20 protein-coding genes are annotated in these 25,594 nt (G+C 44.9%); 8 read left to right on the top strand and 12 right to left on the bottom strand.

Going from position 1 to position 25,594, the window contains the following annotated elements; all coding sequences use genetic code 11:
* Positions 1-62: 62 nt before the first annotated feature.
* The 5 genes from QUB33_RS16705 to tkt all read right to left on the bottom strand — a co-directional run bounded on the left by QUB33_RS16705 (position 63) and on the right by tkt (position 7,916).
* Complete coding sequence (locus QUB33_RS16705) at positions 63-1,565, bottom strand: ATP-binding protein (protein ID WP_333351684.1); 1,503 nt, start codon at positions 1,563-1,565, stop codon at positions 63-65.
* A 91-nt stretch (positions 1,566-1,656) separates the two neighbouring features.
* Positions 1,657-1,806 carry a hypothetical protein gene (locus QUB33_RS16700; protein WP_333351683.1) on the bottom strand — a complete coding sequence of 50 codons (150 nt, stop codon included), beginning with the start codon at positions 1,804-1,806 and terminating at the stop codon, positions 1,657-1,659.
* Positions 1,807-2,111: 305 nt separating this feature from the next.
* Positions 2,112-2,558 (bottom strand): response regulator, encoded by a 447-nt coding sequence (locus QUB33_RS16695; protein ID WP_333351682.1) that lies wholly within the window; start codon positions 2,556-2,558, stop codon positions 2,112-2,114.
* A gap of 48 nt (positions 2,559-2,606) precedes the next feature.
* Positions 2,607-5,405, bottom strand: a complete 2,799-nt coding sequence (locus QUB33_RS16690) for a PAS domain S-box protein (protein WP_333351681.1) — start codon at positions 5,403-5,405, stop codon at positions 2,607-2,609.
* A gap of 495 nt (positions 5,406-5,900) precedes the next feature.
* Complete coding sequence (tkt, locus tag QUB33_RS16685) at positions 5,901-7,916, bottom strand: transketolase (protein WP_333351680.1); 2,016 nt, start codon at positions 7,914-7,916, stop codon at positions 5,901-5,903.
* Positions 7,917-7,950: 34 nt separating this feature from the next.
* Here tkt and QUB33_RS16680 point away from each other — a divergent pair, with 34 nt between their 5' ends.
* Positions 7,951-8,088, top strand: coding sequence for a hypothetical protein (locus QUB33_RS16680; RefSeq protein ID WP_333110366.1), 138 nt, complete (start codon positions 7,951-7,953; stop codon positions 8,086-8,088).
* On the opposite strand, the gene QUB33_RS16675 is transcribed toward QUB33_RS16680, so the two are convergent.
* A complete protein-coding gene (locus tag QUB33_RS16675) occupies positions 8,077-8,292 on the bottom strand; it encodes a hypothetical protein (RefSeq protein WP_333351679.1) in 216 nt (71 codons plus the stop codon). The two genes, QUB33_RS16680 and QUB33_RS16675, sit on opposite strands and share 12 nt — an antisense overlap.
* A 116-nt stretch (positions 8,293-8,408) precedes the next feature.
* On the opposite strand from QUB33_RS16675, the gene lysS reads away from it, so the two are divergent.
* Entirely contained in the window at positions 8,409-9,962 is a 1,554-nt protein-coding gene (lysS, locus tag QUB33_RS16670) for a lysine--tRNA ligase (RefSeq protein WP_333351678.1), read from the top strand.
* Positions 9,963-10,109: 147 nt separating this feature from the next.
* Here lysS and QUB33_RS16665 read toward each other — a convergent pair whose 3' ends face one another.
* From QUB33_RS16665 to QUB33_RS16645, 5 genes are all read right to left on the bottom strand, one after another.
* Positions 10,110-10,709 (bottom strand): TerD family protein, encoded by a 600-nt coding sequence (locus QUB33_RS16665; protein ID WP_333158968.1) that lies wholly within the window; start codon positions 10,707-10,709, stop codon positions 10,110-10,112.
* Positions 10,710-10,804: 95 nt separating this feature from the next.
* Positions 10,805-12,094 carry a TerD family protein gene (locus tag QUB33_RS16660; protein WP_333351677.1) on the bottom strand — a complete coding sequence of 430 codons (1,290 nt, stop codon included), beginning with the start codon at positions 12,092-12,094 and terminating at the stop codon, positions 10,805-10,807.
* 96 nt (positions 12,095-12,190) lie between these two features.
* Complete coding sequence (locus QUB33_RS16655) at positions 12,191-12,763, bottom strand: TerD family protein (RefSeq protein ID WP_333351676.1); 573 nt, start codon at positions 12,761-12,763, stop codon at positions 12,191-12,193.
* A 54-nt stretch (positions 12,764-12,817) separates the two neighbouring features.
* A complete protein-coding gene (def, locus tag QUB33_RS16650) occupies positions 12,818-13,351 on the bottom strand; it encodes a peptide deformylase (RefSeq protein ID WP_333351675.1) in 534 nt (177 codons plus the stop codon).
* Positions 13,352-13,419: 68 nt separating this feature from the next.
* On the bottom strand, positions 13,420-14,661 hold the full coding sequence (locus QUB33_RS16645) for an HhoA/HhoB/HtrA family serine endopeptidase (RefSeq protein WP_333351704.1): 1,242 nt from the start codon (positions 14,659-14,661) through the stop codon (positions 13,420-13,422).
* A 208-nt stretch (positions 14,662-14,869) separates the two neighbouring features.
* Here QUB33_RS16645 and dnaA point away from each other — a divergent pair, with 208 nt between their 5' ends.
* Both dnaA and dnaN read left to right on the top strand, forming a co-directional pair.
* A complete protein-coding gene (gene dnaA, locus QUB33_RS16640) occupies positions 14,870-16,237 on the top strand; it encodes a chromosomal replication initiator protein DnaA (RefSeq protein ID WP_333351674.1) in 1,368 nt (455 codons plus the stop codon).
* Positions 16,238-16,915: 678 nt separating this feature from the next.
* On the top strand, positions 16,916-18,055 hold the full coding sequence (gene dnaN, locus QUB33_RS16635; protein WP_190660964.1) for a DNA polymerase III subunit beta: 1,140 nt from the start codon (positions 16,916-16,918) through the stop codon (positions 18,053-18,055).
* 108 nt (positions 18,056-18,163) lie between these two features.
* Here dnaN and QUB33_RS16630 read toward each other — a convergent pair whose 3' ends face one another.
* Positions 18,164-19,603, bottom strand: a complete 1,440-nt coding sequence (locus QUB33_RS16630; RefSeq protein WP_333351673.1) for an ATP-binding protein — start codon at positions 19,601-19,603, stop codon at positions 18,164-18,166.
* A 1,126-nt stretch (positions 19,604-20,729) separates the two neighbouring features.
* Between QUB33_RS16630 and QUB33_RS16625 the strand changes: the two genes are divergently transcribed.
* The 4 genes from QUB33_RS16625 (at position 20,730) to QUB33_RS16610 (ending at position 25,356) form a co-directional block, all read left to right on the top strand.
* The gene (locus QUB33_RS16625; RefSeq protein WP_333351672.1) at positions 20,730-21,809 is read left to right on the top strand and encodes a permease; all 1,080 of its coding nucleotides are present in this window, start codon (positions 20,730-20,732) and stop codon (positions 21,807-21,809) included.
* Between the two features lie 183 nt (positions 21,810-21,992).
* A complete protein-coding gene (locus tag QUB33_RS16620; protein WP_333351671.1) occupies positions 21,993-22,781 on the top strand; it encodes a TIGR03943 family putative permease subunit in 789 nt (262 codons plus the stop codon).
* 182 nt (positions 22,782-22,963) lie between these two features.
* A complete protein-coding gene (locus QUB33_RS16615) occupies positions 22,964-24,340 on the top strand; it encodes an oligosaccharide flippase family protein (RefSeq protein ID WP_333351670.1) in 1,377 nt (458 codons plus the stop codon).
* A 29-nt stretch (positions 24,341-24,369) separates the two neighbouring features.
* Positions 24,370-25,356 (top strand): hypothetical protein, encoded by a 987-nt coding sequence (locus QUB33_RS16610; RefSeq protein WP_333351669.1) that lies wholly within the window; start codon positions 24,370-24,372, stop codon positions 25,354-25,356.
* Positions 25,357-25,594 lie beyond the last annotated feature (238 nt).

The raw sequence follows: 25,594 nt of genomic DNA, 5'->3' as shown, positions 1-25,594 counted from the left end.
TTGTTTGTTAGGCGCTTAATTAATTGTTAAGTAGCGGATATGTATAGTTGATAATTCAGTTGTTATTGATTGGGAGGGCAAATTAGAGGCAAGGTAATAGTGAAAGTTGTGCCTTTTCCTTCTTGACTGTCGATCGCGAGTTGGCCGCCGTGAAGTTCCACAGCCCTCTTCACAATTGCTAAACCGAGACCTGTTCCCGAAATATTGCCGACATTTGTAGCTCGGTAAAAAGTTTCTAATATCCGCTCTCGATCGGCTTGGGGAATGCCAATGCCCTGGTCTTGAACTTGGAAAACAGCTTCTTTGTTTTGACAGTTGAGGTGCAAGGAAACTGTACTGCCGACAGGGGAATATTTGATGGCATTTGAGAGGACATTTCCCAAGATTTGCTGCAGCAGTTTTTCATCCATTTGAGCATCGCAGTTGCCGCCTTCATATTGAAAGGCGATCGGGTGTTGGTTGCTGTCGTTGAGCTGCTGCTCTTCTACCAGTTGACGGCAAAATTTTTCGAGGTTTAAGGAAACCGGTTGAAACTGCAAGGTATTGGCTTCGATTTTGCCAATTACGAGGATATCTTCTAATAACTCTGTCATGCGTTTAATTGCTAATTGAATCCGCACAAAATGAGTAGATTTTTTATCTTGGGGCCACTGAGAACTGTAATCTTGCAGCAATCCAGCGGAAAATTGAATGGTTGTCAAAGGTGTGCGGAACTCGTGGGAAACCATTGTGACAAATTTAGCTCGCAGTTCTGAAAGTTCCTTTTCTCGTGCGAGGGCTTTGAGAATTTCCGCTTCTGCTCGTTTGCGATCGCTAATGTCACGGGCTTCGGCAATCAGCAGCAAAACTTGTCCTGTTTCATTTTTAACAGGTTTCAGTGAGAAATCAACTGTCATAATTTGGCCACTTTTGCCTAACAAGTCGATTTCGCTGCGGAAAAACTCGCCCCGACTTGCTTTGCCGATCGCGCATTGCAATTGTTCGGAAACCTGTGGCGACTGGGCCCAAATCGCCATTTCCCACATCGGGCGGCCCACAATACCCTCCGATCGCAATCCGGCAAAATCGAGGGTTGTCTCGTTCACTTCCAGCACAATTCCTTCGGGAGTCAGCAGCTTGGTTAGCTGAAATGATGAGTCAAAAATCGCCCGAAAGCGGCGCTCGCTTTCCCGCAGCATTTGAAAGGTTTGAGAACGTTCGATCGCGTAGCGGATCGTCCGCACTAATAATTGAGTAGTAATTTGACCTTTAACAATGTAATCTTGAGCTCCCAAGCGAACTGATTCGAGGGCGATCGCCTCATCGTCCAAGCCTGTCATTACCACCATTGGCACATCAGGAGCAACTTCTCGCAGGCGAGTGAGCGTTTCCAAACCGCGGCTGTCGGGCAAAGAAAGGTCGAGCAAAACTACATCAAAGGATTGTTTGCACAGTTGTGCGATCGCCTCATGCAGGAACTCAACAGACACCAGTTCCCACTCGACGCCCACAGATACTTCTAACAGTTCTGCAAGCAAATCAGCATCAGCCGGATTGTCTTCTACTAACAGAATTTTAATCCACATAGCTTAGACGTTTTTGACAGTAAAATTTTTACTTTACCAATCTTAGGTTAAACTTTTCCGCTTTCCCATGCCATTTTCAACTTGAAAATTATTATTTGGGAACTATCACCACCAGCCACCAATCCTTAATCGATCTCACCAGCTTAGCGACTTGACTAAAATCGATAAGCTTAGTGATGTAGCACCGGGCTGACATGGCATAAAACTTGAGCATCTCTTCATCGACTGCTGAGGTTGTCATAATTACCACCGGAATTATTTTTAACTTGAGTGCTGAGTTGATTTAAATCAACATTTCCAACTGTTCTTTTTAGGCAAAATCAAGTTAAGCAGAATTAAATTGGGACGAGAAGGGGAACAGAAAAGCCTGCTTATTCCATAAAATTATTGCTTATACCATATCTTATACTATTTGCAAATGATTAAAAATTGGCTTGTCGCCAGCTTTTATAAAGTCCATTCAGCCTCGCTGAGCAAATCATCCACCCGCCAAATTTCCATAGGTTAAAAGTTTTTAGAGCGCTCACAAGCAAAGCATCTGTTCGTTTAATTTAGAGGAAGTTTGACGACTGCCAGCCAGAATTCCTCAATTAACCTGACTACTTTAGTAAATTCTACGAAGTCTACCGGCTTGGTTATGTAACAGTTGGCGTGGAGGGAGTAGGACTTAAAAATATCTTCGGGAGCTGCTGAAGTGCTGAGAATCACTACAGGAATTAATTTTAAGGTTGGGTCAGTTTTAATTTCTTCTAGCACTTCAATACCGCTTTTTTTCGGCAGATGCAAATCGAGCAAAATCAAATCGGGACGAGGTACCCTAAGATAGGGTTCTTTTCGGCGCAAAAACTTGATTGCTTCGACTCCATCCTCCACAAAATGCAAGTTATTCAATATTTTACCCTGACTGAGGACTTCTATTGCCAAATCGGCATCGCTGGGAGAATCCTCAATCAGCAGAATCTCTATAGGTCTAACAGTGCTTCGATCGCTCATAACCGGCGTATCCTTTAAAGTATAAAAACAAAATTGAACTTGGAGGCTTCAGCTACTAATTATAGGAATAGTGAAGTAAAAAGTCGCTCCTTTTCCCTCTTGAGATTCCACCCAGATCCGACCGCCGTGGCGTTCAACAATGCGCTTGCACATCGCCAAACCTATACCAGTACCGGAATATTGGCGGCGGGAGTGCAGGCGCGCAAAAATGATAAAAATGCGCTCGGCATACTGCGGATCGATGCCAATGCCGTTATCGCTGACACTGAACACCCATTCGCTCTCTTGTCGGCAGGCAGCGATATGAATCAACGGGATATCTTGGCGACAAAATTTGATGCTGTTGGCGAGCAAATTTTGGAATAATTGCACCAGTTGAAATTCATCCGCCATCACGGTTGGCATCGCGTCGCAGGTGATTACAGCTTTTGTTTCGGCGATCGCAATTTGCAAATTGCACATAGTTTGCTTAACCACAGCCTTGCAATCGGCCTGCTCAAACTCCTGACCCCTCGTTCCCAGGCGCGAATACGCCAACAAATCGTTAATTAGCTGCTGCATTCTGGTGGCGCCATCGACAATATAATGAATATACTTATCTGCGCGATCGTCCAAATTTCCTTGATAGCGCTGGGCCAGCAATTGAGTGTAACTGGTAACGGCTCGGAGCGGTTCTTGCAAATCGTGGGAAGCCACATAAGCAAATTGTTCTAATTCTTCGTTGGAACGCTTCAAATCTTCTGTAAGTTGCAGCATTTGCTGCTCTGCTTCTTTGCGGCCTGTAATGTTGTAAACCAAGGCGCAACAAGACAGCAGATTACCCTGAGAGTCCATGACTGGACTGGTAGACATATCAGTCCAAATATCTTTGCCGTCCTTGCTTTTGAATTTAAATTCGTGTTGTTCACCAATACCTTGCTTGCGCCGCTCGACATTTTCAATAGCTTGTGGTTTTTCCCGTTCGTCCATGAAATCTAAAAGCGGCCGACCGAACATTTCTAATTCACTATAACCTAGCATTCGCGCCATTGCGTGGTTTACGTAAGTCGTGAGGCCATTTCTGTCAATTACCCAAATACCTTCTTCTGCTAATTCAACTATTTGCCTGTACTTAAATTCGCTTTCCTGCAAAGCAGTTTCAGTTAGTTTCCGCTCAGTGATATCCTTCATAAAACAGTGGTGACCGTTAAATATCCCTTGTGCGTCGCAAGATTTTACCATCGTTAATTGCTTGTAAAAAAACGAGCGATTTTTTCGGACTCCTCTAGCTTCAACTTCTACTTTGCCAGAAATTAGCATTTCCTGATAAGCTGAAAGCATCATCTCAACATCGTCCGGATGTACGGTGAGCTGCCATTCCATGCCAAGCATTTGTTCCGGTTCGTAACCGCATTTATGAGCGTAAGCTCGGTTAACCTTCACGTAGCGCCCCTCAATATCCAGCCGTGAAATGCCTTCCACCGCATTTTGCATGGCACTGGTTAGGTCACGCAGCTCTCTTTCAGCTTGTTTGCGATCGCTAATATCCTGACCGATACCCAAAAAACCGTTAATATTTCCGTTACTATCAAATAAGGCAGTCACCGAAAGCAGTACCGGAAACCGCGAACCATCTTTGCGAATGTAAGTCCATTCATTTTCGTCAGCGATTTCCCGGCACGGCAAGGCAAATAATACTTGAATTCCCGGCTGTATTTTCACTCCCAATTCTTGAGAAAGAACTTCAGCTCTTTGAGCGAGTTCCAGAGGCTCGTGAATTATTGCTAGCGTGACTTTTCCGACCACTTCTTCTAGCGAATAACCTAAAAGTTGCTCTGCCGCCCGATTAAATGTTTTAATTGTACCGTCGGGATCTGTAGAAATAATTGTGTAGTTAGCGCTATTAAGAATTCCATTTTGCAGTTGCGTCAATTCCAACAAAGTGAGCGCAATTTTTTCGCGGTATGCTATTTCTTTTTGCAATGTCTGGTTAGAAATTTCAATTTGAGCAGTGCGCTCAGCAACTCGATGCTCCAGAGTTTCATTGAGCCGTCGATTTTCCTCTTCTACCTGCTTGCGTTCTGTAATATCAGTAATAGTACACACATAACTTTTCACCTCCCCATTTTCTCCGATTTGACCGACAGCTTGACCGAATACCCAAATGATTTGAGTGTGATTAATGCCTTGAAAGCGGTACTCAGATTTAAACGGCAATTTCTCCTGCGTGGGGCTATACCATTCAGTAAAAACCCGATCGCGGTCGTCTGGATGAATGCCTTGCAACCACCCTTTGCCCAAAGCTTCATCGCAGGTAATTCCCGAAATTTGACACCAGCGCTCGTTGACATACAAGCAGTCTCCTACAGCATCTGCATAAAATATTCCCACCGGCGAAGCTTCAGTTAAAGTTTGATAGCGAGCTTCCGTTTCTCGGCGCTCCATAATTTCTTTTTGCAGTATTGAATCGATCATCCCTAATTGAGTTGGACTGAGGAGAGTTAATGCTTGGGGAAGTAAAGGAATTAATGCAAAAGCGCTGTAAGCAGAAATCGCGGCGGTAATAACTTTCAGACAGCCTGAAACCCAATAAACAGGATGCCAAAGCGTCCAAACTTCCATTATATGAGTAGTTCCGCAAGAGATAATAAAGGCTGCAAACAGCCAAAAGATATTGCGAAAGGGCAAGTCTTTTCGCTGACCGATAAAATAAATTAGGGATAGCGGTATTGAATAGTAGGCCAGGGCAATTATAGAGTCTGACACTATGTGGAGCGCGACTAGCTCTCGTTGCCAAAGGTAACAGTAGCCTTGAGGAATATAATTCCCCGTGAATAACAGGTGATTTAAAAATTTCCAAATCATCATAAATGGAATGGGTAATCGAGAATTGGTAATTGGTAATTGGTAAACGGGAATTGGTAATTGGTAATTTAACCCAATGACTTATAACCTATCTCAAATTTTTGAAAGATACAGTCTTGAACGCACCGGGGGCTAAAAACCCGGTTTCTGGTTAGATGCCTTGTTGCCAAACCGAATATTGTCGTAGAAACTGGTTTTTCTTCCGTAACTCTTAATATAGCAATTCTCAATGATTCGCAAGCTGTAGCGAGCTCTAGGTTGGGTAGAACGAAGTGAAACCCAATATTCCGATTTGAGATTTTAGATTTTAGCTTTTCCTTCCTTCTTCCTTATCTTCTAGATAACTAAAGCCTTCTCTCCTAGATAACTAAAGCCTTCTTCCATCCATCGGTTACATCTGTTACATCCGTTACAGAATCCGTTGCCGAACTTCTTCCTTCTTCTATAAAAAATGGGGCGAGCTCAAAGCCCGCCCCACCCAAAATTATGCTGCTGCTATTAACCCAACAGCGCCTGAGCCTTAGCTACCACATTATCAACGGTGTAGCCAAACTTTTCTAAAGCAACGGGGCCCGGTGCAGAAGCGCCGAATGTGTCGATGCTGATGCTGTCGCCTTCGGAACCCAAATAACGTCCCCAGCCGAAGCTACAAGCTGCTTCAACTGCCAACCGTTTAGTAACAGCTTTCGGCAGTACAGATTCGCGGTAAGCGGCATCTTGTAAGTCGAACAATTCCCAGCAAGGCATCGAAACTACGCGCACTTTATTGCCTGCGGCGCGCAATTTTTCAGCGGCATCAACGCAGAGGTAGGTTTCGCCGCCGGTGCCGATTAAAATGATGTCGGGAGTGCCGCCGTCGTCAGACAAAATGTAAGCGCCTTTGGCTGTTCCTTCGATCGAGCTTCCAGCCAAGTTGGGCAGATTTTGGCGCGACAAAGCCATTAAAGTTGGGCGAGTGCGGCTTTCAACTGCCACTTTGTAAGCGCCGGATGTTTCGTTACCATCCGCAGGGCGCATTACCAACAAGTCGGGAATTACGCGCAGAGAAGCGATGGTTTCCACGGGTTGGTGAGTGGGGCCGTCTTCGCCCAAGGCTACGGAGTCGTGAGTCATTACATAAATAACTCCAGCTTCCGAGAGTGCAGAGAGGCGAATTGCTCCCCGCATATAGTCAGCAAATACCAAGAAAGTGGCGCAGTAAGGAATTAAACCGCCGTGCAACAGCATACCGTTGGCGATCGCACCCATGCCGTGTTCCCGCACACCAAACCGCAGGTTACGTCCTTCGTATTGACCTTTTTGGAAGTCTTTTTCACCCTTGAGCAAAGTCATGTTAGAAGATGCCAAGTCAGCGGAACCGCCGATCAATTCAGGTAGGACACCTGCCAAAGCATTCAAACATTTTCCAGAATGATTCCGAGTCGAATCTGCCTTATCTTCCGGCTTGTATGTCGGCAAAACTTTATCCCAACCTTCAGGAAGTTTGCCGGCAACCGTGCGCTCATATTCTGCAGCTTCTGCAGGATATGCTGCTTTATAAGCATCAAAAGCTTTCTGCCATTCTTGCTCAGCTTGAGCACCGCGATCGACTGCTTTGCGGAAGTGTGACAAAGCATCATCAGGAATCTCAAACGGTGCGTGTTCCCACTTCAAGAAATCGCGAGTTGCTTTCACTTCATCGGGACCCAAAGCAGCACCGTGAGCACTGTAGGAATTGCGCTTGTTGGGAGAACCGTAACCAATGACGGTACGGACTTTAATCATGGACGGTTTGTCCGTGACTTTTTTGGCTTCTTCAATAGCTTTGTGAACTGCTTCTAGGTTAGTATCTTCGTCTAGAGCGGTATTGTCTACTGTAATAACGTGCCAGTTGTAAGCTTCAAAACGCTTGCCCACATCTTCAGTAAAGGCCAAGCTTGTGTCGCCTTCAATAGAAATGTGATTGTCATCGTACAAGGCAATTAATTTGCCGAGTCCGAGGTGTCCGGCCAAAGAACAAGCTTCGGCAGAAACGCCTTCCATGTGGCAGCCGTCACCCAAAATTACATAGGTGTAGTGGTCAACAATGGTGTGGTCGGGCTTGTTATACTTAGCAGCGAGGTGAGCTTCTGCCATTGCCAAACCGACGCCATTAGCAATTCCTTGTCCCAGGGGGCCGGTGGTAACTTCTACGCCTTCGGTCATGAAGTTTTCGGGGTGTCCGGGGGTTCTGGATTCCCACTGGCGAAATTGCTTGATGTCGTCGAGGGTGACGCTATCGTAGCCGGTCAAGTACAGGAGGGCGTACTGTAGCATACAGCCATGGCCGGCGGAGAGGACGAAGCGATCGCGATTAAACCACTTGGGGTTTTTGGGGTTGAACCGCATGAACCGATCCCACAGCACAAAAGCCATAGGGGCAGCGCCCATCGGCAGTCCCGGGTGTCCTGATTTTGCTTTTTCTACCGCATCGATGGCCAAAAAGCGGATAGAGTTGATGCAGAGTTCTTCGAGTGATTGGGTTGCAACAGCCATAATTATGGTTTTTATATGTTAAGAGAGAGTGTGTGTGGTCGATTCTGACAGAGGTGCGATGAGCCGAGTTCGATCGCTCGCGTTTCTGCTGTTCAGTTTCTGTGGAACTGCCGTGAGGCTGCACTACATATCATCTCACCTGTTGCGATCGACAGACAACTTAATTTTTTAATGTTTCGGTCGCTTTGTGCAGTCGATCGCAAATTGTTATCGGAGATATTTCTGGGGCGAGTGCCGGTCTGTGCGATCGGGCTACAAGAGGCTGTAACTTAATATTATTTGGCAAATTGGCTCTCAAAACCACCCTGTTATGATAGAGTTTGGTGTTTCTGACATCTTGCAGCTTTGTCACGAACAGGCAAGATTCCTGTTCCACAAAGAGTGAATTTTCTTGTGGGGAGTAGGGTTGAGCTCTTCTAGCCTACCCGATCGCACGATCGCCAGAATAGTGCAAGATGTCAGATATTTGTAATTTTAATCAGGCAATAACTAATGACTCTCAGTGAAGCCGAAGTCCGCAGTCAAAAAGTAGACGAACTGCGATCGCAAGGCATAGAACCGTATCCCAGTGAATCCTACGCGCGATCGCACACAGCCAAGCAAGTTCGCGAAATATTTAGTCAGCCGGGAAAAGAACTCGAAAACGGACAAAGTGACCCCGAAGAAATTTCCCTGCGATTAGCCGGCCGCATCACTTCCAAGCGAGACAGCGGCAAAATTGGTTTCATCGATTTAAAAGACGCCACAGACAAAATTCAACTCAAAATCGAGAAAGCAATCGTCACCGGCGAAGTCGGTTTGAGCTTTGAACAAATTAAAAAATTGCTCGATGTCGGCGATTTTGTCGGCGTCGAAGGTATCGGCTGCCGCACCCCCAGGGGAGAACTTTCTATTTTAGTGAGGGAATTAAAGCTTTTATCAAAAGCTACCATTCAATTTCCCGATTCTTATTATGGAATTAACGACCCCGAAGTTTGCCGCCGTCACCGCGAAATGGATTTGGCAAGCAACCAAGATGCGCTCAACCGTTTTATGCTGCGTAGCCGCATCGTCCAAAGCATCCGTTCCTATCTCTGGCAAGCCAATTTTTACGAAATAGAAACGCCAACACTGCAAGCTATTTACGGCGGTGCTGCTGCTAAGCCATTCATCACTCACCACAATGCTTTAGAGGTAGATTTGTATTTGCGAGTGGCTCCAGAATTATTCTTAAAAAGAGCAATTTGCGGTGGTTTCGAGCGAGTATTTGAGCTAGGGAAAGCATTTAGAAACGAGGGAATTGACAGCACCCACAATCCTGAGTTTACCTCTTTAGAAGTTTACCAAGCTTATGCTGATGTTTTCGACATTTTAGGAGTTGTTGAAGACGTGATGTGTTTCGCGGCGGCGGCGGTATTTGGGGATGTCAAAGAAATTGAAAACCAGGGGGAAACGATTAGTTTAGAACGCAAGTTCGACTACAGCGAAAAGTATCCCGGTTTCAGAGGCAAACACTGGCAAGTGAAAACGATGGTAGAAGCTGTCAGAGACGAGTTTGGGCTGGATTTTGACAGTTTGGACTTAGAAAGTGCGATCGCATCTGCAACCAAGTTAGAATTGCACCTGTCTAAGTTAGAACAACAGAGTTTAGGTTACGTGCTGTATGCAGTTTTTGACAAATTAGTTGTTCCCAAATTAATTCAACCTACATTCATCATCGACTATCCTGTTGAAGTCAGTCCCTTAGCAAAAGGACATCGCAGCAAGCCCGGATTTGTAGAACGTTTCGAGCTATTTATCAACGGTACAGAATACTCGAACGGATTCTCAGAATTGAACGATCCGAAAGAACAAAGAAAGCGGTTTGAGGAACAGTTGGCGCAGAAAAATGCGGGCGATGACGAAGCGCATCCAATGGATGAAGACTTTATTCAAGCGCTATCTTTGGGAATGCCTAACTGTGCGGGAATGGGTATCGGCGTAGACAGATTGGTGATGCTTTTAACTAATACTCAAAGCATCCGAGATGCCGTCATGTTCCCGACAATGCGGCCGGTCAAAGATTGATTGGAGTAGGTTTTTGGCAGCAGATGTCTAATAAGTACATGGGGAGGTTTTAACCGCAGATATCAGCGGATTAACACAGATAAACGCAGATGGAATTTCATCTGCGTTTATCTGCGTTTACCTGCGGTTAAAAAAACATTTTTAAGATCACCGCATAAACGAACCGACAACACCGTTCATATCTTCAGCCAAAGGATTTCCCAAAGCCTTAAACTTCCACTCGCCGCCTTCTCGATAAACTTCTCCCATCAACATATTTAATTTTCCTTCATAAGATGGGTCATTTGACAAGCGATAGCGAGCGATTTCTTTCCCGGCGGCATCTACAGCCCTCACAAAAGCATTTTCTACCAGGCCGAAATGCTGTTTTCTCTCTTTTCCATCGTAAATATTTACGCCCAAAATAATTTTGTGATATTCTGCTGGCAAAGAACTCAGCTTCACCACTATTTGTTCGTCGTCTCCGTCTCCAGCCCCCGTGAGATTGTCGCCTGAGTGAACAACTGTTTTGTCCTTTGACTCCAAATGAGAATAATAAATTACATCCTCTTTGTAGTTCTTTATTTTACCATTTTCTCCCAGCAGCATAGCGTAGGAATCTAAATCAAAATTGGCACCGCTGCTTCGACCGAAAAGACCTTTTTTAGCTTGTGCAACATCCCAGCCCAAAGCCATTGTTAATCGGGATAAGTCGTATTCGCTTTTGCTGAGAACTATCGATTGTCCTTTTGTCAAGTTAATAGCCATAGTTTTGTGATTTTCTAAGGTTGACGTTCGAGATCAAAGCTTACTCCCAATCTAGCATTTTATTTAACACCATGAGTTCTCCTCGACTGCCACCTCTACTTAGTACCTCTATGCCAATTAAATCCAAATCCGTAGTAGCGATCGGCTTCTTCATGCCCCTTAAAGTATCTTTCCTTTTTGACAATTACAATCTGGGAACCTGTATTCTGAATCATTGCCGCCCCACAAAAACTTCTATTTCTATTTGGGTTGTCGAGTTCGATATGTACTTCTTCGCCGTTGCTAATTTTGAAGAACATTCGTCCCCGCACAGTTTCAAAATCGCCAACCCCTGAGTAGATGAAACCAAAAAACAGCACCCGTTTAATCAAATCCGGTCTAAGAATATACATATTTTCTCCCTCTGTTGCACCGGTGCGGTCATCTTTATCGAGAAAAATGTATGGTGAAGACGTTTTTGAGCCGAAGTTTTTTCCTAATGCTTGAATTACTCCTTTTTCGCCGTTAGCCATCTCGTACATACAACCAAGATCGAGATCTGGAGTGCCATTTTCTCCCTGCTGTTTTCCCCAAACTTCACTCCTATTTTCTAGTTCTTCCCAGTCGAGATTGGCATTAACTACCACCAACTCCGAACTCCCTAATTTACTGAGGTTTATTTTGTGCGAATCGCCTGTTTTTTCGAGTTTGATTGCTCTAGCTTTTGGAGTTTTTTTGCTGGCTTCATTCCTCTCTATTTTAGGCAGGGTGACTTGCTTTATTTGTGGCATTTCTCCGGAATTTTTTGAGTTTTTGATTTCCGAATGATATTTGTCAACAAAACTCTGCAATCCTGCTTTGTATCCCTGTCCGGCTGCTTGAAATCTCCAGTTTCCATCTTTTTTATACAGCCGCCCAAACTCGATCGCGGTTTCTTCAGAAAAAGCCTCTGTTAAATCGTACCGCGCTAATTCGCTGCCGGTTGTTCGATCGTACAATCGGATAAAAGCATTTCTGATTTGGCTGAAATTTTGATGTTTAGCTTGTGCGTCGTGAATCGTGACCACAAAAACGATTTCCTCAACAGCAGCCGTTACTTTTTCTAAGTCTACATAAATTGTCTCGTCATCTCCTTGAGTTTGACCAGTTTGATTATCTCCCGAATGGGCGATCGCTCCGTCCGGCGACTGCGAGTTATTATAAAAGACAAAGTATCTTTCATCGGGAATTTTGCCGTCGGAACCTAATGCAAAAACCGAGGCATCGATATCGCAGCCTTGCGGGTTTGAGTCCGAGAAACTTCGTTCAGTTGCTATTTCCCATCCCAGGGCGATCGCAACTTTTGTTAAAGTTGGAGATGTTTTAGAAAGATTAAATCTTTCGCCCTTCTTTAATTGAATTCCCATCTGGTTGGTCACCTCATGAGTCGGGCTTAAAATCGAGGGAAATATTCCTGCTTCCGAATTTCCCCTCGATTTATTTAGCTAGTAGCGATCGCCTTTTTATGCGGCATACTTATCTACAAAGCTTTGCAAACCTGAATTATAGCCTTGTCCTACAGCTTGGAACCTCCACTCGCCGTCTTTCTTGTAAAGTCTGCCAAACTCTACCGCAGTTTCCCTAGAAAAATCCTCGTCCAAATCGTACTTAGTTACCTCTGTGCTAGTAGTAGTGTCGTAAATCCTGATAAAAGCATTCCGCACTTGACCGAAGTTTTGCCTTCTCGATTCTGCTTCGTGGATAGTTACCACAAACACAATTTCTTCCACCGCCGGATCGACTTTGGTTAAATCGACTGTAACGGTTTCATCATCGCCAAATCCTTCTCCAGTTCTGCTATCTCCCAGATGTATTACAGAACTGTCCGGCGACTCCTTGTTGTTGTAGAAAACAAAGTATTTTTCGCCGGGAATTTTGCCAGTAGCCCCCAACATAAACACGGAAGCATCTAAGTCAAATGCTGCGCCTGTGTCTGTAGCATTGGTATCCCATCCCAAACCAATCCCGGCATTTTTCAGCCCGGGTGCTTCTTTAGAGAGATTGATTCTCCCGCCTTTTTCCAAATTGATAGACATTCGCCCTCCTATTGACAACATCACTGGCGTTACTACTAGCAATTATATCAAGTGTTATAGTAAGTTGACAATTTGCTTTTGGTACTCGTCCTCTGTGATTAGTTCGTGGGTATTTTCCACTCTGTCTAAAAACACGATTCCATCTAAATGGTCGTGTTCGTGTTGAAAAATTCGGGCCACAAAATCTGTCAATTCTTGTCGGTGGAGTTTGCCATCTCTACTGGTGTATTCTATCTCGATCGCCCTACTTCTTGGCACCAATCCCCGAATCCCCGGAATGCTCAAACAGCCTTCCCAGTCTTTGACTGTCTCTGTTGATGCAGCCACAATCCGGGGATTAATCATCGCTGTGGGTTCCATGTTCGGTGCTTGGGGATAGCGCAGGTTGGGGCGGGATGCGACGATGAACAGACGATCGGACTGAGCCGCTTGAGGGGCGGCAATCCCCACTCCGTTTGCCTGCTGTACTGTAAATATTAAGCTGTCAATCAACTGTTGAATGCGATCGTCCTTAATATTCTCGACAACTTGCGACTGGCGGCGCAGTACGGGATTTCCTAATTGAGAAATTTGCAAGATTTCTGTCATATTAATTAGTCATTGGTAATTGGTAACAACCGTCAACTGTCAACTGCCAACTGTCAACCATCAACACATTATCCAACTTTTTGAATCGGCAAACTCCCCGGTTTAACAGTCAAATTAACTATTTGCCCGTTGCGGTTGATTTCCATTTGCAACTGACCGCCAACCTTAGCATTTTGCACGAACTCCTGAACAGCTTCCGACTGAATAATTGGCTGATTATTAATTTTTTGAATCACATCTCCAGCCCGCAAACCGGCTGCTGCTGCGGGAGAATTAGGAACAACGCTAACAATAGCCACACCCCGATCGACTGCAACTCGCAGGCTGCTGTTAGCGTTGCTGTTAATTTGCTCCTTAACATCTGGAGTCAGCGTCGCCATTTCAATGCCTAAATAAGCGTGTTCGACTTTCCCCGTCGAAATCAGTTCCTTCGCCACCTGTTGGGCCGCCTGAATGGGAATCGCAAACCCCAATCCTTGAGCACCTTGAATAATCGCCGTATTCATGCCAATAACTTGGCCCGAAGCATTCAGCAGCGGGCCGCCGGAATTCCCCGGATTAATTGCAGCGTCTGTTTGAATAAAACCGATCCGCTTGTCGGGCACGCCCACATCAGTGCTCGATCGCCCCGTAGCGCTAATAATCCCCGCAGTTACGGAATTGTCCAAACCCAAAGGATTGCCAATGGCGATTGCCCATTCCCCAGACAACAGCTTATCCGAATTGCCGATCGTCACCACAGGCACATTATTCGCCTCAATCTTCACCACAGCAACATCCGTCACCTTATCCGCCCCCAACACCCGCCCCTGAAAGCTGCGGCCGTCCTTGAGAGTTACATTTACCGTATCGGCTCCCTCTACAACGTGAGCGTTAGTGAGAATCAGGCCGTCGGCCCCGATGACAAAACCCGAACCAGTGCCGCGTTCGATCCCGCCCCGGCCACCCGAATTCGGTTCTATGCCAAAAAAATCTTCCGGCGACACCCCTCTATTTCCCGGTTTCACCCGGCGCGAAGCATCGATCCGAACCACTGCCGGGCCAACTTTTGCCACCGCAGCCACAATAAAATTCACATTAGTCCCGTCGCCCGACAAAGAAGCAGGCGGCAAGACTTTGCTAGCTTGATTCTTTGTATTAGGAGGCAGTTGCAATTTCGGTTCCAGCGCCCTTTGTCCCGAATCCCCAGAATTTCCACGAAATTGAGAAACCGTCAGACGATCGCCCAACATGGCGGCCCCGGCTCCCGTTACCAGCAGCAATATGTAAATTGCCGGTTGCTTCCAAAATTTGCCAGTAGAACTCTTCATTGCCACGTTTTTAGGCTTTCCTGCCAAATCTAAATATTTGCTGAACAGCTCCCCGATACCTGGTTTGGGCTGCAGAGCCGCAAAAATTTTGGGCGATGGCGTCCCGCCCCGCAAGCTACGGCAGACTCCCTTAAACTTTAGCATCTGAGGACTAAACTCTCTAGACTGTAGAATTAATATCTTGAATGCCGATCGGCAGAGGTAAGCAGTGGACATTCCCCTCGAAAGTCTGTGGAATCAGATACTTGAACGTCTCCAGGTACAACTTAGCAGACCTAGCTTTGAGACGTGGATCAAAACTGCCAGGGCCGAACAACTCGAAAATAACTGTTTGATTGTCAGCGCCCCCAACCCCTTTGCTCGCAATTGGTTGCAAAAATATTACGTCAAAACCATTGCCGATGCAGTCTACGAAATTCTCGGCTATCCCGTAGACATTTACTTGACCATTGCCGGAGGAAACGAAACAGGCGGCAGCAGCGATTCCGCCATGATTTGGCCCTCCGCCATCGCCGATGTGGAAAGCCACTCGCTTCACCCCCCCAAACCCGCCAATTTAAACCCGAAATACGTATTTTCCCGCTTTGTCGTCGGTTCTAACAACCGCATGGCCCACGCAGCCTCCCTCGCCGTAGCGGAGTCTCCGGGCCGAGAATTCAATCCCCTATTTTTGTGCGGTGGCGTCGGTTTGGGCAAAACTCATTTGATGCAGGCGATTGGTCATTATCGCTTGGAAATTGACCCCAACGCCAAGATTTTTTATGTTTCTACTGAGAAATTTACTAACGATTTAATCGCCGCAATTAGGAAAGATAGTATGCAAACTTTCCGCGATCATTATCGAGCAGCCGATGTTTTATTAATAGATGATATCCAATTTATTGAAGGCAAAGAATACACTCAAGAAGAATTTTTCCACACTTTTAATACCTTGCACGAAGCCGGGAATCAAGTAGTTTTAGCTTCCGACCGTCCGCCACAGCAAATCCCCCGCCTGCAAGAGCGTTTGTGTTCCAGATTTTCAATGGGATTAATTGCCGACATTCAATTGCCAGACTTGGAAACTCGGATGGCAATTTTGCAGAAAAAAGCCGAGTATGAAAATATGCGTCTGCCGCGAGATGTCATTGAATACATTGCTTCTAGTTACACTTCCAACGTTCGGGAATTAGAAGGTGCTTTGATTCGGGCGGTAGCATATCTTTCAATTACCGGTTTACCGATGACTGTGGAGAATATCACCCCTGTTTTGAACCCGCAAACTGAAAGCGTAGAGGCGACTCCCGATGCAGTAATTGCAGTTGTGGCCGAGGCCTTTGATGTTTCTGTTGAAGATTTGAAAGGCATTTCCCGGAGGCGAGAAATTAGTCTCGCCCGTCAAATAGGGATGTATTTAATTCGGCAGCATACTGGTTTGAGTTTGCCGAAAGTTGGCGAAGTGTTCGGCGGAAAAGACCATACGACTGTGCTTTACAGTTGTGACAAAATTGCTCAGTTGCGGAACACTGACCCGAATTTGGCCCAAACTTTGCGTCAGTTGAGCGATCGAATTAATGTTGTCAGCCGTAAAACTTGAACCTCTTTTCACACATTCACTCATGGCGTAGGGTGCGTCAGCCGGAAATATTCTCACTCTGCTGTCAAAATATTCAGCCGGCTGACGCACCATACAATCACTGTTGTCAGTATCGTAGGGTGCGTCGCCACCCTTAAATCTTAAATAGTATCCACAATCTTTGAGCGACGCACCGGTGCAGAATAGTGAGCGTAAACCAACCCACACTTTCGATGCCACCGGATTCGATATTGCCTGTGGAAAAACCTGTGGAAAATTAGCCCTTATTTTGTGGAAAACATTACTGCTTGGCCCGAAACAGTTTTTGTAGCAAAATGGGCGATCGACCGCACCAGCTTTTCCACAAGTTTTCCACAGGTATTTATTACCTATAAGTGACGCCCCGCCAGGAGTTAGCTTTTTTTTCCACAGTTTCCACAGGGCGATCGATACAAAAATAATTCAATAAATTAAAAAACACTGGCGATCCCTGCGTACCCTACACAGATAGTTCGCCACGCGCGCTGAGATCGGAAACCCGGTTTCTAGGAAGATTTCTCATTTTTACAGACACAATTTTGCGTAGAAACCGGGAATAAGCGCCCCATGCTTAAGCCCTACACCCAGAAAAACCGACCCGCTGGCTTTCTGTGATACGATTTGTTTCTGTTTCAAATCCGGTTAATTAACCTTCCTACCATGAAATTGGTTTGCACCCAAAGTGACCTCAACGCCAACCTCTCGTTGGTAAGTCGGGCCGTTCCCTCCCGCCCGACACATCCGGTACTAGCCAACGTGCTCTTAGTAGCCGATGAGGAAAATCAGCGGGTTAGCTTGACAGCTTTCGATCTCAGTTTGGGCATCCGTACCAGCTTCGCAGCAGAAGTGAGTGGCGGCGGCAGTTTTACAATACCCGCTAAATTGCTTAACGATATTGTTTCGAGACTCCCGGATGGAGAGATTACTTTAGAAGACGAAGCGGGGGACACCGTAGCATATCTGACTTGCAGTTCTGGCAGCTACCAAGTTAGAGGCATGGGCCCGGAAGAATTCCCAGAATTGCCCGCAATCGAAGCCGGAACAATCCTCAAATTGCCGCCGGAAGCCTTGATAGAAGGACTCAAAGGAACTTTATTTGCTACTAGCCCCGACGAGGCAAAACAGGTACTTGCAGGCGTGCATTTAAAGGTATTGCAAGATTGCCTGGAATTTGCAGCTACAGACGGCCACAGATTGGCAGTAGTTCAAACTGCCAATGAAAAAGCTGAAGGCGAAGAAACGCAAGAAGAATTTGAGGTGACAGTCCCCGCTAAAGCATTGCGGGAAGTAGAAAGAATGCTGGTGATGCGCCAGTGGACTGAACCTGTCACTCTCCATTTTGAACACGGTCAAGTAGTGTTTGAATGGGCAGACCAACGGCTGACCACCCGCACCTTGGAAGGGCAGTATCCCGCATACCGGCAGTTGATTCCGCCCTCCTTTGAGCGACAAATTACTTTAGAAAGGCGATCGTTCTTAGCCGCAGTAGAAAGAATTGCCGTTTTTGCAGACCAAAAAAATAATATTCTCAAATGCAGCATTGACGAGGAGAATCAGGAAATTACTTTGTCTGTAGATGCTAAAGATGTCGGCTGCGGTAAAGAGTCAATGCCCGCACAAATTTCTGGAGACAGCATAGATATTGCTTTCAACGTGAAATATCTGATTGATATCTTAAAAACGGCTCAATCCCCAGAAATTCAACTGCAATTAAACGGTGCTTTAGCCCCCGTAATTTTCCAGCCTTTGGGTGGAGTCAATGCTACATTCTTGGTGATGCCAGTTCAGCTTCGAGCGTAACCGATTAATAGGGGCGGGTTTTACAAACAATCTCCGGCTAAAATTGCTCGTCTAATAAACCCGCCCCCGCTTGAACGGTAAATCGATATCGACCAGTCCCCCAGGCCTTCAAATCAATGGCAACAAAATTTCAAATTCCGTACCCGTACCGGGAGTTGAATGCAAATTCAACTTGCCTTTATGCTTTTCCGTAACAATTTGATGGGTAATTGCCAACCCCAAACCAGTACCTTTGCCTGCGGGTTTAGTAGTAAAAAACGTCTCAAAAATCCGCCGCTGAATTTCTGGCGGAATTCCCGGCCCGTTATCGGCAATTCTGATGGCTATCCAAGCGTTATTTGGATTTTTTTCCCCTGCTTCTGGGCTGAAACCGGTGTTTTGGGTGGCGCAGGATAGCTGTTTTGAATTTTGTCGATCGCCCATAACATAATTTTGAATTAATTCCGAATTCACGCAGTCTCCGTCAGAACTGTCTATTACCTCGGTTTCAATAGTAATCGCAGGCACAAAATCTTTTTCTTCTTTTACCTCTTCCAAAGCGTCGATCGCATTGCTGATGATATTCATAAATACCTGGCTCAACTGACCCGAGTAACACTTGAGTAAAGGCAAATCACCATAGCTTTTAACTACTTCAATGCTGTACTTGAGACGGTTTTTCATAATTAGCAGCGTACTGTCAATACATTCATGGATGTTAGCTTGTTTCAAGTGGGCTTCGTCCATGTGAGAAAAGGTGTGCAGGCTGGTGACGAGTTCGGTCAGCCTCTGCGATGAAACTTTCATACTTTTGAGAATTTCCACCCAATCTTCTTGCAAAAAATCAAATTCTATGTGTTTTTTGAGTTTGTCAATTTTTTCGCTGTCACCCACAATCTCTTCGTAAGCAGACAGCAAGTCCATGATATCTTTCGAGTAGTTAGACAAAAAGCCGATATTTCCGCTGATGCAGGTGACGGGATTTCTAATTTCGTGGGCGACTCCAGCTACCATCTGCCCCAAACTGGCTAGTTTTTCGGTTTGAATTAGTTGAGATTGAGTTTGCTGCCTCAGCAATTTTGTCGCTAGTTCGTGAATGTTGGATTGGGCTACTAACAGTTCGTGTACGTCTAGCAAACTATAAGTTTGAGGCGACACTTGAACTACAATAGGTTCGTAAAGCAGTTCTTTCGATCGCAACAGCGACTTCCTTGCTGCATCCACAATTAAAGTATTGCTGGGAAAAATTAAACTCTCAGTTTCGGCAAAGCGGTACAAAGCCCTCACAGGTCGCTTTAAAAATAACTCTCGCCCAAAAGGACGGCTGATAAATTCTAAAAATCTCCGCCGGGAAATCATACCGGCAAATTCACCTTGATGGGTCACAATGACTCCCGGTAACAGCGGATTAGCTTCTAACATCTGAGAAATTCGCATTCCCCAATCCGTCGCTTCTACCTGAAAATCGTAAAGCGACAATTCTTGGAGAGTAGAGTCTAAACAAAGTGCTCCTAGGTCAGCCTCGGAGATGGGTCGAACTGGTCTTTCTACGCAGGAGGTATTCAACATAAATTCATCAGTACGCTTTTTTGGGGTTATATTTGCTAGCAGACATTCAGCTACCAAAGGTCAGCAGGTAAGTTGCTGAGTGCTTTGACCGGGATCATCCTGACAAACTGCTTTTTTAATTACACAAAAAACTGACTGTAGTAAATGGGATTTTACCACTTAAAGTATGAAGCAATATTAAGTATCACCGAGATAAATGCGCCCTGGCTATGCCTGACTTTATTTTAGACTGACTTGAGGGGTATTAACGCTTGGTTCGACTATTTAATTATTCATTAACCTTGAGTTATTTTTTTAACCTTGTGTTAATAAAATTATTCAACTGAAAAATATATAAAAATATAATTAATGGACAAGAGAGGAAAATCGGAATTGCCCGATCGCCCACCCGATGCACGCCGTCAGGAGACAAGTTAAAAGCAGAAATTGGGGCGATCGCGTCCCGGAGTTTTAGCTTGCAATCGCGATGGCGGGACGCCTTTCAAGCTAGGGCATTTGAGGCGATTTCATCCCATCTCCCCGATCCGGTACTCGCAACCCCCCGTAACGTTCAGCCAGCGACACACCTGCCAGTGCGCCCCCTATAGGTTTGTAGTGAAAACTAAAGTCATCGCTACAAACCAATTTTATAGCAATAGTTATATAAAACAGTTAGGGAGCATCTCATATTTGTAAAAACACTTCTTCTTCCTCCTTCCTTCTGAGTCTTTCCTCCTGGCTCCTAGCTCCTGGCTCCTAACTCCAATTTTGGGCTTGACTGCTTTCATTGAGATGTTCCCAAAAGTTAGCCTCGCCCGCAATCTGCAAAATCTGCCTTGGCATTTGTTCTACAATCAATTATTGTTAACCGAAAGATCCATCAAATCTGCGACGGTTTGCAGAGTCAATTATTGACTGGCTGTACGAGGCGGATATGAAGAAAAATTCAGTCAAATTTAAACAAGTTTAACCAGTCCAAATCATTCAAGGCATCAGCATTGATTAAATTAGAAGGTCTACAAAATCCAGCAAAAAAAAGGCTAAAAAAAATTAACTGGCTCTTAACTTAGTGCTATGGTTTGGTATGATCTACAAGGAGTTCTACCAAAGACGTATAACTAAATAGCAATCTACCAGTAGGTGATCGATGCAACCCGCCCTCACGAACCAGTTAAACAATGCTTTTACCCTTTTTCTCAGCTTGTTAGTAGAAGCAATACCTTTTCTGCTGCTGGGAGTTTTATTCTCAGGTTTGCTGCTGGGGTTTGTAGACGAACGCAAACTCGTATCCCGCATCCCGCGAAACCCGCTACTGGGGGCTTTGATGGGCAGTTCGATCGGCTTTTTGTTTCCCGTGTGCGAGTGCGGTAACGTGCCCGTAGCCCGCAGGCTACTGATGCAGGGAGTGCCCGCACCAGCGGCGATCGGCTTTTTGCTCGCGGCCCCCACCATCAACCCCGTGGTAATTTGGGCGACTTGGACGGCATTTCGCGATCAGCCAGAAATTGTAGTTTTGCGGGTGGTATTTTCCCTAATCACAGCCACAATTATAGGCTGGGTGTTCAGCACCCAAAAAGACTTGCGGCCTCTGCTGCAACCCTCTGTAGCCCGCGCTATCCCCCTGCCAAAACCAGAGTTTTCCGAAAAAAAACTCGTCCAAACCAACACTCCGCTGCTGTTGCAGTCGGGAACTTTTATGCTGGGTCAGCCTGGTGGAGCGGTGCCGATCGAATCCTTGCTACAAGACGACTGGAAGCCATTACAAACAGACCAAACAGAAAAAACCTCGAAACGTTCCTCCATGTTCCACCGCGTTTCTAAAGAGCGTCTGCGCCTGCTTTTAGATACTATGGTACAGGAGTTGCGCGAATTGGGAGGAGTGTTGGTAATCGGAAGTGCGATCGCAGCCATCATTCAAGTTGGCGCCCCCCGCGAACTAATTCTCAACCTCGGCCAAGGCCCCGTTTCCTCGATTCTAGCCATGCTGCTCTTAGGCGCAGTCGTATCGATTTGTTCTACAGTAGATGCCTTTTTTGCCCTATCTTTTGCTTCCACATTTACCAGCGGTTCGCTGTTAGCATTTCTCGTTTTCGGCCCGATGATTGACCTCAAAGGCATCGGTTTAATGCTGTCAATTTTTAAAAGTAGAGCCGTAGTTTACATCATTGTCTTGGCAGCTCAGTTAACCTTTTTAATGACCCTCGCTGTAAACTTGCATTTAGGTTAATAAATGAGCGGGGACAGACAAGTAATACCCTTTTCGATTTTCGATTTTTAATTATTTTGAGCTGCGGCACGGAAATCAATCTACAGATAGCTATTTTTCCCCTCTTCCTTGTTCCTTATTTCTTCTTCTTCCTTTTCTCTTCCTGCAACTTTCTAGTTTCAAACTCTCAATGACTCTTAAAAAATGAATCTTAAAAAAATTAGCCCCTGGCTGGATGCCCTAGCTATTTTAGCGTGGGGAATACTTCTTCTTAAATATTGGATCACAGGCAAATTAAGCATTCTCATTCACCCCAATTACTTTGGCTTGACTTTAGCTGGAGGAATCGGCTTAATGGTTATTGGCGGTTTAAAAACTTGGGAACTCTTAAAACTCGATCGCACCACAAAGCAATCGCGGACATCACCCGCAAATAACTCTCTCAGAATTACAGAAGTTGAACACGTTACTTTGTTTCCCCCCAGCATCGGCAGCACCTTAATGTTGAGCGTCGCATTAATAGGTTTACTAACAACGCCACGCACTTTTACCAGCCAGACAGCATTAGAACGAGGCCTCACCGAATCCCTGCCAATCACCAGACTGCAACCCCAAGAATTTCGCAATACTACAAAACCAGAACAGCGATCGCTCGTCGAATGGGTGCGGCTGTTAAATTTCAACCCCGAACCGGATACATACAGAGGTCAAAAAGTCAAAGTTCAAGGATTTGTAATTCATCCCCCTAACCTAGCAGAACAATATATGTGGATCGGGCGTTTTATCATTACCTGCTGCGCGGCAGACGCCTATCCGATCGGGTTACCCGTAAAATTACTGATCGGTCAAAGTCGCACCACCTTTGCCCCAGACAGTTGGCTAGAAATAGAAGGAGAAACGATCGTAGAAGAACTTCAAGGCAAGCGCAAATTAATCATTCAAGCATCCTCCCTCAAACCAATTCCCGAACCAAAAAACCCTTATGATTATTAGATGGGGAGTAAGTATCAGATTAAATTTTACATTTATTGCGAGAGGGACAGTCCAGCTCTAACTTGGGTATACATATGAAGATAGAGTAAAGTCAGCAATAAAAGTGGCAGCAGCATCCTGGAGGAGTTGCAAATAACAAATTCAGCCACTACACTCGTAATTAGGAAATAAATTCTGAGTATATGTCATCAGAAAAAAAATTAGCTATCAAAGGTGCTGCGTGGACGATCGCAAGTTATGGAAGCAGTCAAATTATCCGATTTGGTAGCAACCTAATCCTGACGCGCCTGCTTTTGCCTGAATTATTTGGTCTAATGGGTCTAGCCTACGTTTTCATCATAGGCATTAACTTATTCACAGACATAGGTCTGGGCCCAAGTATCATTCAAAACAAGCGCGGGGACGATCCTCAATTTCTCAACACTGCTTGGACAATGCAAGTTATTCGCAGCTTGTTTGTTTGGTTGTGTTTAATTCTAATAACCTGGCCAGTTACTCAATTCTATGAAGAACCCCGTCTGATGTGGTTGATTCCATCCATAAGTATAAATACCCTAATAGGAGGGTTTAAATCGACTTCCGTATCCACCCTAGAACGCAAAATGAGCGTTAAGAAAGTAGTGCTTTTTGAGTTGGGTACACAGATAATTTCTACTACAGTGATGATTTTGTGGGCTTTCTTCGATCGCAGCATCTGGGCGATCGTTGCAGGCGGCTGGACTGGAGCTGTAGTGGAGTTAGTATGGAGCCATTTTTTGATTCCCGGCAAGTCAAACCGCTTTGCTTGGGATAAAGAAGCAGTAAAAGAAATATTTTCTTATGGCAAATGGATATTTTTGTCTACGATTTTATTTTTTCTGTGTTCTCAAGCCGATCGACTCATTCTCGGGAAAATATTTACTTTAACAATGTTGGGCATTTACGGCATCGCTTTTACCCTGGGGGATATGCCGCGCCAAGTCATCATCGCAATTAGTGGCCGGGTGATTTTTCCCTCAATTTCTATGCTGGCAGAGTTGCCGCGGGAGGAGTTGCGCGCCAAGATACTCAAGAACCGCAAGCTAATTCTAATACCATTAGCCGTAGGTTTAGCAATTTTTGTGAGCTTGGGAGATCAGTTAATTTTAATACTGTATCGGAAAGAGTATGAGGCTGCATCTTGGATGATGCCAATCTTGGCTTTAGGTATCTGGCACACCACCCTCCACAATATGATGGGTTCTTGTCTGCTAGCCGTAGGAAAGTCTCAGTACCCAGCTATTGGCAATCTGCTGACTTTTGTTAATCTATGTATAAGTATACCGCTGGGATACTACTTAAAAGGTAATTTAGGTGCCGTGATTGCTGTAGCTCTCGGCGACCTTCCTACCTATGCAGTAACTAACTACGGTTTGTGGAAAGAAGGACTAACTTGTTTTTGGCAGGATATTCAATTAACAGGGCTGTTTGTAGGGGTACTGGCAACTATACTTTGGTGCAGAGTGGCTTTTGGTTTGGGTCTGCCAATCGATAAAATATCACCGATGGATTTAGTCCCAATCAATCAACTATTTCAGTAAACAAAAAAAACAAAAAGGAGATTGTCTCTATGTCAGCCGAACAAAATACAAGAAGCAAAGTAATGCACTTTATCTTCTTACAAATGGCTCTGCTACAACAAATATCGCGAGTGGCGACGAGGTATACTAAACTGATGTTTTTTTATCAAAGAAATCGCATTATAAATTTATTCAAAGAAAACGAACAGCCCGAAAAAAAACGCCCCAAAGTCTTTGCGGCTGTCGCACACATTACATCAGTTGAAGAATCTAAAAATCCAGAAAAAGCCGCAGCAAAAATAGAGAGACTCAGGCACACAATAGATGGACTGTTAACGAGTTTTGCTCATTGCGACCTGAGTATTACTATCCAAACTCTACCGAACAGGCACGTTACAGCCTACTTACCTGAATATCAAATTAAGTGCATTCAGATACAAGAAGGCCCTGAATGCGACCCCATGTTTGTAGAGTTTAGACTTCAGGAAGAATTTGTCGAAAGAGTAGAAAAATTTGACTGGTTTTTATTCCTAGAAGATGACATTGTTTTGTACGATGCTTTCGTTATAGAAAAATTAGAAAAGTTTAACCTACAAAGCGGGTATGAGAAGGCTATTCTTTACCCAAACCGTTTTGAAATGTATGAAGGAACCAAGAGATATATTGATTTGACCATAGATTCGCAGCTATCGTGGAATCAGCTATCTAGTGTACAGATAGAAGGTGTAAAATTTGCTGAGTTTAGCAATCCTCATTCCGCATTTTACTGTTTGTCAAGAAAGCAGATGAAACAGTGGATAAAATCCGGTCGCATCTTCAAAAATCAAGTAGTGAATGTCGGGCCTTTAGAGAGTGCCGCAACTTTTTGTCTTTTGGAATGTTTCTCCATATATAAGCCTCACCCGTCCAACTTAAACTATTTTGAGGTCAGGCATTACGATAGCAAATATTCTAAGTTATATCCCGAACCGGAATCGCCGTATACACTGTCAGCAGTTAATAATAGTTCCAACACACCCATCGTCAAGGATTCGTGAAAGGGATTTAACTAGGGGTCATGATTATTAGTAGGATGGATAGAGCGCCCGAGTTACCCCTCAACCTATTAAATAATTAGCGATTTGAGATTTGAGATTAAATTAAAAATCTCAAATCTCAAACATTGCTGGACGCCACGGGCACAAAGATAGGGTACTATCGGGACTTAAACAAAAAATACGGTGAAAATACGTTAGAATGCTTGCTATGCAAGCATATAACGTTAAAGAATGACCA

The organism is Microcoleus sp. B3-A4 (assembly GCF_036705385.1).
Lineage (GTDB): Bacteria > Cyanobacteriota > Cyanobacteriia > Cyanobacteriales > Microcoleaceae > Microcoleus.
The sequence above is the reverse complement of the archived record's forward strand: the minus strand, read 5'-3'. Positions and strand labels throughout refer to the sequence as shown.

Excerpts from the sequence above, each read along its gene's own strand:
- QUB33_RS16705 (WP_333351684.1), bottom strand. The coding sequence starts at position 1,565 with ATGTGGATTAAAATTCTGTTAGTAGAAGACAATCCGGCTGATGCTGAT.
- QUB33_RS16700 (WP_333351683.1), bottom strand. The coding sequence starts at position 1,806 with ATGACAACCTCAGCAGTCGATGAAGAGATGCTCAAGTTTTATGCCATG.
- QUB33_RS16695 (WP_333351682.1), bottom strand. The coding sequence starts at position 2,558 with ATGAGCGATCGAAGCACTGTTAGACCTATAGAGATTCTGCTGATTGAG.
- QUB33_RS16690 (WP_333351681.1), bottom strand. The coding sequence starts at position 5,405 with ATGATGATTTGGAAATTTTTAAATCACCTGTTATTCACGGGGAATTAT.
- tkt (WP_333351680.1), bottom strand. The coding sequence starts at position 7,916 with ATGGCTGTTGCAACCCAATCACTCGAAGAACTCTGCATCAACTCTATC.
- lysS (WP_333351678.1), top strand. The coding sequence starts at position 8,409 with ATGACTCTCAGTGAAGCCGAAGTCCGCAGTCAAAAAGTAGACGAACTG.
- QUB33_RS16665 (WP_333158968.1), bottom strand. The coding sequence starts at position 10,709 with ATGGCTATTAACTTGACAAAAGGACAATCGATAGTTCTCAGCAAAAGC.
- QUB33_RS16660 (WP_333351677.1), bottom strand. The coding sequence starts at position 12,094 with ATGGGAATTCAATTAAAGAAGGGCGAAAGATTTAATCTTTCTAAAACA.
- QUB33_RS16655 (WP_333351676.1), bottom strand. The coding sequence starts at position 12,763 with ATGTCTATCAATTTGGAAAAAGGCGGGAGAATCAATCTCTCTAAAGAA.
- def (WP_333351675.1), bottom strand. The coding sequence starts at position 13,351 with ATGACAGAAATCTTGCAAATTTCTCAATTAGGAAATCCCGTACTGCGC.
- QUB33_RS16645 (WP_333351704.1), bottom strand. The coding sequence starts at position 14,661 with ATGAAGAGTTCTACTGGCAAATTTTGGAAGCAACCGGCAATTTACATA.
- dnaN (WP_190660964.1), top strand. The coding sequence starts at position 16,916 with ATGAAATTGGTTTGCACCCAAAGTGACCTCAACGCCAACCTCTCGTTG.
- QUB33_RS16630 (WP_333351673.1), bottom strand. The coding sequence starts at position 19,603 with ATGTTGAATACCTCCTGCGTAGAAAGACCAGTTCGACCCATCTCCGAG.
- QUB33_RS16625 (WP_333351672.1), top strand. The coding sequence starts at position 20,730 with ATGCAACCCGCCCTCACGAACCAGTTAAACAATGCTTTTACCCTTTTT.
- QUB33_RS16620 (WP_333351671.1), top strand. The coding sequence starts at position 21,993 with ATGAATCTTAAAAAAATTAGCCCCTGGCTGGATGCCCTAGCTATTTTA.
- QUB33_RS16615 (WP_333351670.1), top strand. The coding sequence starts at position 22,964 with ATGTCATCAGAAAAAAAATTAGCTATCAAAGGTGCTGCGTGGACGATC.
- QUB33_RS16610 (WP_333351669.1), top strand. The coding sequence starts at position 24,370 with ATGTCAGCCGAACAAAATACAAGAAGCAAAGTAATGCACTTTATCTTC.